10 protein-coding genes and 3 pseudogenes are annotated in these 11,815 nt (G+C 59.0%); 7 read left to right on the top strand and 6 right to left on the bottom strand.

What is annotated here, in order from left to right; translation table 11 throughout:
- The first annotated feature begins 779 nt into the window (after positions 1-779).
- From ABID58_RS36890 to ABID58_RS36900, 3 genes are all read left to right on the top strand, one after another.
- Positions 780-1,061 carry a hypothetical protein gene (locus ABID58_RS36890; RefSeq protein ID WP_354037737.1) on the top strand — a complete coding sequence of 94 codons (282 nt, stop codon included), beginning with the start codon at positions 780-782 and terminating at the stop codon, positions 1,059-1,061.
- 404 nt (positions 1,062-1,465) lie between these two features.
- Complete coding sequence (locus ABID58_RS36895) at positions 1,466-1,699, top strand: DUF6894 family protein (protein WP_354037738.1); 234 nt, start codon at positions 1,466-1,468, stop codon at positions 1,697-1,699.
- Between the two features lie 688 nt (positions 1,700-2,387).
- Positions 2,388-2,624, top strand: coding sequence for a hypothetical protein (locus ABID58_RS36900; protein ID WP_354037739.1), 237 nt, complete (start codon positions 2,388-2,390; stop codon positions 2,622-2,624).
- Between the two features lie 1,076 nt (positions 2,625-3,700).
- On the opposite strand, the gene ABID58_RS36905 is transcribed toward ABID58_RS36900, so the two are convergent.
- From ABID58_RS36905 to ABID58_RS36915, 3 genes are all read right to left on the bottom strand, one after another.
- Positions 3,701-3,838 carry a hypothetical protein gene (locus ABID58_RS36905; protein WP_354037740.1) on the bottom strand — a complete coding sequence of 46 codons (138 nt, stop codon included), beginning with the start codon at positions 3,836-3,838 and terminating at the stop codon, positions 3,701-3,703.
- 68 nt (positions 3,839-3,906) lie between these two features.
- Positions 3,907-4,122, bottom strand: a complete 216-nt coding sequence (locus tag ABID58_RS36910; protein WP_354037741.1) for a DUF6894 family protein — start codon at positions 4,120-4,122, stop codon at positions 3,907-3,909.
- 680 nt (positions 4,123-4,802) lie between these two features.
- The gene (locus tag ABID58_RS36915; protein ID WP_354037742.1) at positions 4,803-4,982 is read right to left on the bottom strand and encodes a hypothetical protein; all 180 of its coding nucleotides are present in this window, start codon (positions 4,980-4,982) and stop codon (positions 4,803-4,805) included.
- A gap of 826 nt (positions 4,983-5,808) precedes the next feature.
- Here ABID58_RS36915 and ABID58_RS36920 point away from each other — a divergent pair.
- A pseudogene (locus ABID58_RS36920) lies at positions 5,809-6,903 on the top strand (IS630 family transposase); the annotation flags it as partial.
- A gap of 29 nt (positions 6,904-6,932) precedes the next feature.
- Positions 6,933-7,196: pseudogene (locus tag ABID58_RS36925) on the top strand (transposase); the annotation flags it as partial.
- A gap of 108 nt (positions 7,197-7,304) precedes the next feature.
- On the opposite strand, the gene ABID58_RS36930 reads toward ABID58_RS36925, so the two are convergent.
- Together ABID58_RS36930 and ABID58_RS37505 are read right to left on the bottom strand one after the other, a co-directional pair.
- A complete protein-coding gene (locus tag ABID58_RS36930; protein ID WP_354037743.1) occupies positions 7,305-9,080 on the bottom strand; it encodes an adenylate/guanylate cyclase domain-containing protein in 1,776 nt (591 codons plus the stop codon).
- Between the two features lie 969 nt (positions 9,081-10,049).
- The gene (locus tag ABID58_RS37505) at positions 10,050-10,202 is read right to left on the bottom strand and encodes a hypothetical protein (RefSeq protein WP_502916462.1); all 153 of its coding nucleotides are present in this window, start codon (positions 10,200-10,202) and stop codon (positions 10,050-10,052) included.
- Positions 10,203-10,846: 644 nt separating this feature from the next.
- Between ABID58_RS37505 and ABID58_RS36935 the strand changes: the two are divergent.
- Together ABID58_RS36935 and ABID58_RS36940 are read left to right on the top strand one after the other, a co-directional pair.
- Positions 10,847-11,049, top strand: a pseudogene (locus tag ABID58_RS36935) (hypothetical protein).
- An 18-nt stretch (positions 11,050-11,067) separates the two neighbouring features.
- The gene (locus ABID58_RS36940) at positions 11,068-11,472 is read left to right on the top strand and encodes a hypothetical protein (protein WP_354037744.1); all 405 of its coding nucleotides are present in this window, start codon (positions 11,068-11,070) and stop codon (positions 11,470-11,472) included.
- Between the two features lie 48 nt (positions 11,473-11,520).
- Here ABID58_RS36940 and ABID58_RS36945 read toward each other — a convergent pair.
- On the bottom strand, positions 11,521-11,815 hold a 295-nt coding region (locus ABID58_RS36945), incomplete at its 5' end, for a hypothetical protein (RefSeq protein ID WP_354037745.1).

An 11,815-nucleotide genomic window follows, 5' to 3' on the forward strand; every position in this document is an offset into this window, starting at 1 on the left:
TATCTCGATTTTTACAACGGACGACGTCCGCATTCGAGTCTTGACGACATGACCCCGGATCAAGCCTACTTCAACCTTCCGCCGCTCCGCGCGGCAGCCTAACCCCGGCAGAGGCTCCACTTATCGACGCGGAGATTCTGTTCAGACAAACGGGACCAGCTCAGTATTGTGAACCACTTCCAGCACGTTCATCAGTCATCGACCCTCGATCGCGTCTCGCTCAATCCGCAGCCGCTTCCGCCGAAGGTTTTCCTCGGGTATTAGTATCGCCTTGGCCGGCTCAGGGGAATCGTTAGATCCGAGCATCGGGCGCAGTCTGGCTTATAAGCCCGATGCAATGGGAAGGTAGTCTTCGGCCTCAGGGTCACTCCCCCGAGGCCCCTTTCTGTCAATCCTTCTTGCCCGGTTTGCTTGGAGGTATGACTGGAAAGAGACCGAATCTGCGTGCATATTTGGCAGATGCAGGTGCGGTGCCCCAAATGCCAGGTGATCGTCGCCATTGGCTCTACCAAGTGGTTCTTTGACGGCGGCGAATGCTGGGAGCTTCGCGGTACTGTTGCGGGCGATGCTAAGGAATACGAAAAGTGCCCGGTCCTGATCGAAGCGGTGTCTAAGGCCGAGAGGAATGCCACTACCTAGAAGGCCCGTCCGGCAAGTTGCCAATGAGCGAAGCTCCAAAAGTCGGTACCGGCCTGTTTTAATCCCTGGTGGCCTAAATTGAATTTGGCAGTCACCTGATTTGGATCAAGCCATCACCGGGGGGCGCCGTACCTTGGTGCATGGCCAAACCTGATCCTCTTGCGCTCTTGAGCGTCATCGCTAAGATTGCATCGCGGTTCAAACGTATCCTTGGATTTAGCGAGCCCAAGTTCGGCGCCATGTTCGATGAGGCAGCCAAGTTCCGTCGCGAGTATGAGGAGTGCCGCAGGCAGGCTGGCATGACGCGCGACCCGTCCTCGAAAGCTCAGTGGCTCTTGTTTGCCGCCGAATGGCTAGAGCGGGCAGAAACCGCCGAGGCTCTTGCGAAACGCGAGGCGGTTGAAACTGTCTCCGCGAAGTAAGGCCGCCATGGAGCAAGTGTACACTTTGGGACTTAGCGAATCGCTCAACGGGACCGCGATTTTAAAAACCAAGTATTTTCCAGCTACGACCCCAACCCCATGCGATCCTGCAACGAGTGCGGCAAGAAGCCGGCGCTGGTTCGGTCGATGCTCGACTCTCTCACTGGACGAACGGTACGCATGTTCAAATGCGAGTGCGGGAGCCACAGCTGGACCGAGGATAAGGGGTAACGCGCTGGCCTGTTTCCGACCTCAGTGGCCTTTTTTGAAACCGCAGAGGCCTAGTTTGGTGGCCGGATGGTCCTGCCTATAATTTGGGTCCCTTAAGTCGGCTACCCGACAGCAACCCGTCTGTGCTCCGACTGTTTTGTCTCGCATGGGCGCAGCGCAGAAGGGTGAACATCATGCCCCGGTTCTATATTCGGCAGTACATCAACGGGCAACAAATGGCGAAGGACCAGAAGGGCCGTGAATTTGCCAACGCGGCTGAAGCCTGCACTTATGCTGTTCGCCGCGCCCCCGGCCTTCTTAGAAAAATCATGCGCCCGCAGGCGAATACGTTTCTCAGTACAGAGGTATCCGACGGTGAGCGAACCCGCTTTATTATTAGGGGAAAAGTGACTAGTGAGAAGCACTAAGGCCACCTCAATGGGCGACCTCTAGCGAACTGCCGAGCTTATCACGTCGTCCTCGAACGCCACTCCGTGGAGAGACGGCCCCGGCTTCGGGGTTGGCCTTTGGGGTACGCCGGGGCCGCTCCGCCAGCTTCGGCAAGCTAGCAAGACAGAAACGGCGCAGTGAGGACGCCGGTTCCTCCGCGCTGGTCCGGAGAGGTTTAATTGGCACCGTGTAAGCCGCCCGGTTTTATTTCGTTTCTAGCCTGCGGCAAGCACGATGCCTCTTACTCTGCGGAAGATCGGCCCGGATGATTACACGGTCCACGAGGACCGGCAGCCAGTCGGGCGCATCCGCTACGCCAGCGAACGCTCCCCCGGGCTCTGGCTTTGGACCTGCGTCGTAACACTTCCCGGGCTTCCTTTTGGGGACGCTGGCTCGCTCGATGAAGCGAAGGGCCGCTTCAAGGTCGCATGGGAGATCAAGGCGAAGCATCGGCCAGACGTCGTGGCGAAGGCATTTGAGGAAACGAACCGCGCGAAGAGGCTAGGTATGTGCGCTAGTGGCCGGCAATGCGTTGGGGACTCGGAGCGCTCGAGCTACTGCGCGTCGTGGGTGTGGAAAAAAGAGTCCACGGTTTGCGACGGCGAGGTTCGCCCTTCATAGCTCCTGGCTGGCATTCGGGCGTTCGCCGTTGCATTGTTTGTCTCCATGGAGACGCGCGAAGACTTCCTGCTTAAGCTTGCGACGGTTTTGGATGACGTCGGGTCGGACCAGAAATTGATTATTCGGGACCGGTACATCGAGCGCGCGTTTGGCGGCACGCGTGCCATCGCGATTGCAGAGGCGGAAGTCTTTGCCCGGGCGCATGGCTGCACGTTCCGTTACAACCGCATCAAGCGCCAAGGGGAGTTCACCCGTTCTTATCCGGCAGGCGGCAGGGCGTGAGGTAGCTCGTCGACAGCGCGGGCCACCGCCGCTCGTGGGTGTGGGGAAAGCCGCCAGCTAGCCCACAGGCGCGCCGGCTGGCGGCACACCGCCGGGCGGCTGAAGCGGTAGACACGAGGCCCGCCGGTTCACGCTGACGAGCCTGACTCATTGCCAAGTGACCGAGTAGGTCCGCCCGTGGTGTTGGGATCGCTGTTGTCGCTGGCGGAAAAAATGAGGCCTTCACCCCGCCGATGCCAATAACTGCCATTGATCGCGTTCCAGCCTGCGTGCGGTGGCCCAGCGGGCGACCGTTTTCTAAAACGACAAGGGTAGATCTTGACGGGCCCAAGTCGAAGTCTGCGATTGCATCGAGCTTTGGTGGCAAGTCAACTCGCCATGCAGTCTCGTTGACCCTTCGGAACGGCCCCGACAACTGCGCGACCTTCGGCGGGTCCGGCTCCGGGACGTAGCTGTGTTTCAAATAAAGCGCGACCGGGAAATAGACGGTGAGCAAGACTAGAACCGCCTTGATGGTTTGTGAAAGTGTCCAAAATGGCATGGTTAGACCACGCGACAATGTTGATCACTTGCTCACCTCTAGCCCGAATATAGACGAGAAATTGGCAAAGGGCGCGGTTCATGCCGGCAAGCTTTGCATATGCAAAAGGGCCGCAGCACCTTTCGACGCTGCGGCCGCGCCGGGTCAAAAAAATAGGTGAAATATGGACCAGCCCCGGTATCGGCGATGCTATGCCTGTGTGCCTACGGCGCAACGTAAATTGTTGTTCCCGTTAGTGGAACCTGGCGGACTGTTGCCGAATGGATGGCGATTTGACATGGACAGTATTACGCCTTGTCTTCCGACGAAGGCGGACATGGTCCACCGCGATCCAGTTTTCTTGCGATTGGGTGCCGTCCTAATTAGGACATCCGGCTCCCCAAATTAGGACACGGTTTTTTGTGACAGTTGGATGACGATGAGTTGCGCGCGTACTGAGTAGGCGCGACAGCGAAAAGCCTCGGTCCCGCCAGCCCCGGACTGGGGCTTTTTCGGTTATCAGAAATTTGGCGGCGTTAGCGAACTGGTGGGCCTATCACGTTGTACTCGAACGCCACGCCCTCGGGTCGTTCTCCTCGAACCAGATTTCCGCGGCCTCGACCGTGGCGAAGATCTTGGTGTGATCAATGTCGCCGACCTGCTTGGCGGTGTTCACGTACACGAAGACGGTCATTGATCCTTCTTCAGCTTGCGCCGACCCCAATGCGGCTCTTTGCCCTTCGGTTGAAGTCCGGGACGGAATCAGACGGCATCGACCGGAATAATGCAAACGCGGTTGCCGTGTCCGTCGATCACGGAGATCGAGCAGTCGCGGCCGATAAGTTCGGGGCGCGTTTCGCGGAGCGAACGCACAAGCCTCAGCGCTTCGATCTGAGCGGCTGTCTCGTCGGGCAACTCGTGCACTCCATGATCGGAAACGATGTGAGTGTCGACGAGCTTGAAGTGGAACTTAGGCATAGGGGTATACCCTGCTAGTTTTTTGCCAGATCCACCTGAATTTGTAGGCCGGAACCGTTCTAACGTGGGTTGGTTTCCCCTGTGATTTGCATCGGCTATCTGTCGATCCGGCGCCTAGCGCTTCCCCCAACGTAAAGGACAGTGATTTAATTGCTAAGACTTGAAGATTGGGCCTGGCAGCTTGCGGTTGAAGTGTACCGCCTGAATTTGTACGGCCACCTCACTTGGTCAAACCACGCCAAGGCTCGCAGCAGTAACGGACGAAGATCTGGCCGAAGCTATCCGTGAAAGTTTCACACAAGTGCACCAAGGCGCCTACCGAGAAATGGTTAAGTTGGCGACGGAGGCGGCACTCGAAGCCTATGATCGAGTGGTGTCAAGCAACGTCAAGCAGTCGCGCGCTCAGCGATCCAACTGAGGTGCGCGACGCCAGTGCGCATCAGGCAGCCGATGGCGACGCCTACTTCCCACGGTTCAACGCCCGCAGATGCCGATCCGTGCGAACAGCGTCGGGCGGCCACCCTCGGCCAGGATGGGCCTGCATCGCCGCCTGCCATTCCGGCGCGGCGTGCTCCTTCTTCGGCAGCGCCGCGATGTACTCGCCGGCATCGCGCAGCGTCACCAGCTTGCGGCCGTCGACCTCAATCGGATACTCGAAAGGCCGCCCGCAGCCGCCTTCATCAGGTGCACTTCACACTGTCCGCGATTGCGCGTTCAACTTCTGTGGCGAGAACCGTGAGGTGATCGGCCAACCTCGTGAAAAGCTCTCGTTTCTTTGGGTCGGTCGCCAAGTCGCGGATGAGGGCGCACTCGGCCGCATCTGTGCGGAGCTTTTCCAACTGAGCCTGCATGTCTTTCATTGCAGCTACTCCGTTCCCGAAGGGGAAACCGTATAGCCGGGGTGCGGAAGTGAACAGAGCTGATTGCCGAATTTTCCTAGGCTCAGTGCGCCGCCGGATAAGACATTCAAGCGGTCGCGAGTTGCCCCGCGTATATCCGAACGCGCCCGTTTGTGGTCATTCTGAGCCGGTCACGCAGATGGACCATGTAGCCGAGAGCAATCAACCGGTCGCTGTGTGCAACCGGGATTACGGGTGAGGGGCCATTTGGGGGCACGTTGCCAACCACAAGCAGCGAAGCGAACTCTTCAGCGGTCAGGGATTCTGTTTTCGGGCCCATACCCTTAGACTGAACCGCATCAACAATCCTGCCTGTTCAATTTTGCTCAGACGGATAAATAATGTGGGCGGCCTCCCCGCGGTCTGTAAGGATCAAGCTGACGGCCCGTCAGCCCGGGAAATTTACGAGTGGCCGACGGTGACAGCTTTGCTGCTGAACAGCAAAGGCCGCAGCAGGGATACTGCTGCGGCCCGCGCCGTATCAAAAATGCCGGGTAAAAAGATCTAAGTGAAATATGCAGCCAGCCCCGGTGAGAGCATCCTACGCTGGAGCAAACCTGCCGCACCAACATTTGTGAATCAAAGATTAACCGGATTGAGGGGGCGCCTGCCCGCGCTGCAATGTGCCGGATGACGGCCAGACCCGACGCCTTCCCGGTTCTTTCGCGTTGAATTTGAGAAGGGCAGCTAGCGACACCGATGGCTTCTGCGCCACCCGGTGTTGTCCTAGTCATATGGAACGCGTCACATTAGTTGATAGCTCCAATCTCTACAGAGGAGAGTGCTCGTGGCGAATGCAGGTGAGCGAGGCCGGCCGATCGCGCCGCTGGTTCTTAGCCCGCAGGAGCGGGCGTACTTGGAGAGGCAAGTTCGTCGTCATCGCGTTGCCCGATCGCTATCAGAGCGCTGCCGCGCGATCCTGCGGTGTGCGGATGGCTTGCCAAGCACGTCCGTGGCTGCCGAACTCGGCCTCCACGAACACGCGGTTGGTAAGTGGCGCCGCCGATTTTTGAAGGATCGCTGTGATGGCCTGCTTGACGAGGCCCGCCCTGGCCGCCCTCGAACCATCAACGACGATCAGGTTGCTGAGGTAATCGAGCGGAAATTGCGTACGACGCCGCGCGACGCGACGCACTGGTCGATCCGCTCGATGGCTGCGGAAACTGGCTTTTCTCACACCACGATCCGCCGAATGTGGACGGCGTTCGGCCTGCAGCCGCACCGCAGCCAGACATTCAAGCTGTCGAGCGACCCGCTGTTCGTCGACAAGGTCCGCGATATTGTCGGGCTTTACCTGTCCCCACCGAACCGAGCCCTTGTCCTCAGCATCGACGAGAAGAGCCAGATCCAGGCCCTGGATCGCGAGCAGCCGGTCCTGCCGATGATGCCGGGCCTGCCGGAAACGTCGCACCCACAGCTATGTGCGGCATGGTGCGACCACGCTGTTTGTCGCGCTCGATGTCGCTTCCGGCTTTGTCATTGGCAAATACTACAAGCGCCATCGGGCGGTCGAGTTCTTGAAGTTCTTCAAAGAGATCGACGCTCAAATCCCTGAGGGGCTCGCTGTCCATATCGTCATGGACAACTACGCCACCCACAAGACACCCAAGATCAAAGCGTGGCTCGCTCGCCGGCCACACTATCATGTCCACTTCACGCGGACTCCGCGTCATGGATCAATCAGATCGAGCGCTGGTTCGCTGAGCTCACCAGAAAGCAAATCCAGCGAGGTGTTCACACCTCCGTCAGGCAGCTCGAGGCCGACATCCGTACCTTCATCGAACTGCACAACAATAACCCGAAGCCCTTCAAATGGACCAAGTCCGCAGACCAGATCTTGGCTTCCGTCAAACGCTTCTGCCACAAAGCCCAGCAGACTTTATGGTCTCGCTCCAGTGACGGCCGCCTTGTCAGGTTCCTCGATGGGAGCATGAGCATCTGCTCGATGCTGTGCAGCAGCGCCTTGATGCGAACCCGATGGCTATGCGTCAACGTCGCGAGACCGTCGAGCATCAGTTCGGCACAATGAAGGCCCGCATGGGCGCGACACACTTCCTGACCAAAACGCTTCCGAAAGTAGCCGCCGAGATGGCTCTTTCGGTTCTGGCCTACAATCTAACAAGGGTCATGAACATCGTCGGAATCAAGCCGCTGATCGCTGCGATCACGGCCTGAGACCTGCGAGTCTCCTGCCTTTCGGGCCAGATACCCTTAGGCACCGTTTTTACACGACCAAGACCCTGAACGGACATCTCTGCCCATGCCGCAGCATTCAACGTGCGATCACTCAGGAAGACCAGTGAGGCTGAGGCCGGAATCAAATGCGGCCAAATCCTCGGGACGGCGCAGCGGCCACATGTGGGCGAAATTGGAGACACCCGAAGTTGGATCGATCTGGTGCAGGCGTCCGACCGCTTTGCGCACCTCGTCATCGCGCCCTACCATGGCTGCACTCACCGCAGCCATAATGATCGCCGCGATATAATTAGGATTCTGTCTTAGAGTTCTTTGGGCCCAGGAGAGCGCCTCATCGTAGCGGACAGCGAAGAAGTGAGCCAGCACAATACCGTTCTGCACAATAAAGATGAGCGGATCGAGCGGGCTTAGGCGGATTGCGCGTTCCAGATGGTCAATCGCGAGATCCGGGTCGCCAAGGAAAACCCTGACGTATCCGCTAAACCGCCAAGCCATCGCCAGGTTGGTATTCAGCACAAGGGCTCGGTCGATCAGGGCAGTACCATCGTCGAGGGCACCAACCACGAAGGCAAGTGCGAAGCCGGCCTGAGAAAGCGCCACGGGGTCGTCGGTACCGAGCCTTGCCGCTGTGCGGGCCAAACGCTCCGCTTCAGCAGTTTCCTGTTCGCGATCGACTACCCAACCATTTGCCTTTCGCCAGACGTAACAATACGCACACATCCCGTAGGCGGTGGCAAAATTCTCATCGACGCTGATCGCTTGCTGAAAGTTCCCGAGAGCCTCATGGTTGGCCTGTTTCGTACCTTGATAGATATTCGCCATACCCCGTAAAAAATAGTCGTAGGCAGCCAATTTTTCTGTCGGCTTGCGCTTGGCGCGTTCGATTTCAGCCTGTTCGAGTTTAGGCGAGATAGCTCCGATAACGTTTGTAGTCACTTCGTCCTGAAGATCGAAAATGTCTTCCAGGCGGCCGTCAAAACGGTCCGCCCATAAATGCGTTCCAGTCGACGCATCGATCAACTGCCCTGTAATACGCACCTTGTTTCCGGCCTTACGAACGCTGCCCTCCAGCACGTAGCGTACGCCCAACTCCCGGCCGACCTGCTTGATGTCGACCGCCTTGCCTTTGTAGGTGAAGCTCGAATTGCGGGCGATGACGAATAGCCACGTCATGCGTGACAGGGCAGTTATGATGTCTTCCACCATGCCATCGGCAAAATACTCCTGTTCGACGTCGCCGCTCATGTTCGTAAAGGGCAGCACCGCGATGGAAGGCTTGTCGGGTAGCGCAAGCATGGGCCGGTCAACCTCGGGCGGCGGATTCACGGTCTTGCCGGCAGGCCGCGCGCGCCACGCCCGCATCGGCTCGGAAATGTTTTTCAGCGACTGGTGACCCATGTCGTCATATGCGATTTCCGTTTTACCCCGGATCTGGCGATGAGCATCGTCCGAAATGCAGATGCCGCCGGGATCGGCTATCCCCTCAAGGCGCGCGGCGATATTGACGCCGTCGCCGAAAATATCGTTGTCGTCGATGATGATGTCGCCGACATGAATGCCAATGCGAAATTCGATGCGCTTGGTTTCAGGCACGTCCATATTGCCATTCGTCATGCCGCGCTGAACTTCGACAGCGCATCGAACCGCATCCACAGCGCTTGCGAACTCGACCAGCATACCATCGCCGGTTGTCTTGACGATCCGGCCGCGGTGCTCGGCAATCTTGGGGTCGACAAGCGCCCGCCGGCACTCCTTCAGCCTCGCTAGCGTACCCTCTTCATCCACGCCCATGAGGCGACTGTAACCAGCAACATCAGCCGCGAGCACGGCCGCAAGACGTCGCTCAACCCGGGCGGCAGGCATATTCAGGTTCCACGTGGGAGATTTGTACGCCCGGGTTTAGTCTGAATTGCCGGGAGTGCTCTTGTGTTGCGCCACCCAATGTAAACCGAAAAGTCAGCCTGTCGGCAAGCGGGATTGTTGGTGGCTGTACTTGTGAGGACACCTCGTTCCGTTGTTGGCCGATTGTGTTGCAAAAGTCGAAAGTTGCAGGGCTCAAGATTTTTCGCGAAAACACTAAGCAGCGAGCGATCCCTGATTCGTATGACCTCAATCGCGTTACCGAAGTCGCCTGTGAATTTTGCGTGAGGCCGTGAGGTCCCTCGCATCTTGTACGCGAAAGTCGCGCCCACGGCCCGCAGAATTTTGATCATCGGCGAAAATCGACTTTTGCAACAATATCGGCCCTTAGCTGAACCGCGCAGAGGCATTGCGAGGTCTACTTTCGACGGCGAACCGCACGGAGGCCGCAATTCAGAGGAACGGGGCGTCAAACTAGGCCGCTCAGGCGGTCTGGCTTTCCAGGCATCGGCACTACTGATTGCTCCCACGCCAATTTCCGCGGGCTCCATCTGCCAAGACATGGGCATCGAAGTCGTGCCGACGACGGTTCGTCCCGGCAACAATCAAACGTGCGCCGGCGCCACGATCGGGGCTATTTTCGACGAACACGGGCCTGGCCATCTGACCCTGGTCCTGCGGACGATCACCGAATCGACCGGCAACGAACGCGCTCTTAAGGCGCCAGTCATCTGGGCTATGTCCGGACCTGATCGCCGCCCAGCCCGTCTGGGCCGACCTCGGCCTCCGCTGGATTGAGGCTTTCGACGGCGTCGATCTGATCGGCCTCACGCGCCAAGCGCAGCCTAACCGCCAGGCCGTCCAGCTCCGCGCGGCGATCTGCACCCTGCTGTTCGAACGGCTCTCAGCGGCGCTCGGACGGCCCGGGAAGGGGGCTCATAAGAATGCTGAGGCCAGAGCGCTGGCCGCCGCCTAGTCTTCTTGTTGGAGTTCGAGTGCGCGCTTTAGGCCCGAGTCCGTCAGCTTGTAGGCAACATCGTGCAGCGATAGGGCCGTGCCGGTCAGCCACCCCAGGTCCTCCAGCCTCTTGTAAGGCCGTTGGTCGACATTCCCCTCGATGTGCACGCTATGTCATCGAGGTGGATGCGTTTCAAAAGTGCGATGTCTTCGGCCGTGGGCTGCATCGTGATCTCCAAACAGAGGAGCCTACCGGTTCAAGGCGCCTTCGTCGATCCGGCCCGCTTAATGCTTCGTCGAGGGCGCCGAGGCGCCGGACCCCGCCGCGACCAGGTTAGATCCCAGCCCTGCGGCAACATCTGGCTCCAAGCTGATCGCCTGCTGTGTGGAGTAAACGAGGCTTAAAGCGCTGAGATCGCTGCGCACAAACTCCGGTAAGCGCTAAATCTTAGCGCGCGCGTTTGGAAAAGCGGCGCAGTCGAGTCACGGTCGGCTGACTTAACGGCATCGCGCCTCAAGTATTTCGAACTGCTGCAACGACGTTGATCGGGCACAATCGACTGCTTTAGGGCGGATTATCCAGACGGCGCGTCGCGAGCCAAGTTGGGCTACCTTTCGATAGATCGGAGAATCTTCAGCTGCCGTCGGCGGCATCATGTCAATGATCCGATCGTTCGTTTCTATCGGTCGTTGCTATTGGCGCTGCTATTGCCAAGTCCAGGCCGCGATGTAGAGTCCTAGGGATCTTAACAAGCTTAAATTCGACGCCCTTGTGGTTGCGTTGCGATAGTTCTTTCTTCTGGGGGCCCCCCATGTTCGATCCTGCCACCACCGCACTTTTGTGCGCGCGGTCCTGGACGAGGTGTGCGAAAACGTCTCCCGGTCCGAGACCGGTGCCCGTACCCACGTGGCTTCGAAAATTCTGGAAGCCGCAACCCGGGGCAACAAATCTCCGGACCACCTCAAGCAGGTCGGGCGCGAAGCTCTCTCACAAGCGCCGACCATGTGGCGCTGACGGCCGACGGGGGGCTGGATGAATTTTCAGGTCACGGTACTGAAGATCCTGGTGAGCTACCCGGACGGATTTGCCATGATGGCCGACCTAAAGCGCGACATGGCGATCCTGGCGACTAGCGGTCGAGAGTGGACCGATCGCACCAAGCGGCTGGCCGCGCTCGTTCCGAATCTCGACATCTTTTCGCAAGGACTCGTCGAGCGCGAAAACGGTGGCTGGAAGATCACCGCCAAGGGGCGCACTGTGCTGGAATTCATGGAGGCCCGTCCTGGCGCCGATAAGCCAATAGAGACAGTGCTGACCGAGAAGGTGGATGCGCCGCTGCCTCGGCTACCGCAGCCGACCGAACGGGCGAGGTGGCGACGCGCCCGTCTCGTGCGTCGACGCGAGGCGCGCGAACGGGCGCGGGCGAACGCTTCCTAATCTGCCCCGCGGCGCCCGTGCAGAAGGCTGCCGGATCCGGGCCGTAGCTCATGCGGAGAGGAAGAGCAGCGGTCCGAGGCCGCAGAATATCGCGATAGTCTTGAACTCAGCGACAGCGGCCTCCGAACCGACCGCGCGGGTTAGCGTTCTTGCCTCAGCATCCATCTTTTTGATCCCTGCAGCGTGAGGGGCGGGCATCGTACCTTGCTGGCGGGTGTATGAACTAGCTGTCACGCCTACGCGCATGTGTAAGCGCTTAGCCGCAACCCTATTGAGGCTGGCTTGACGTTTTGCGGAATCGCCACGGCATGAGGTCTTCGATACGGCTATGGGGATGGCCGTC

It is taken from the genome of Bradyrhizobium sp. S3.2.6, from assembly GCF_040546885.1.
GTDB classification, from domain to species: domain Bacteria; phylum Pseudomonadota; class Alphaproteobacteria; order Rhizobiales; family Xanthobacteraceae; genus Bradyrhizobium; species Bradyrhizobium cytisi.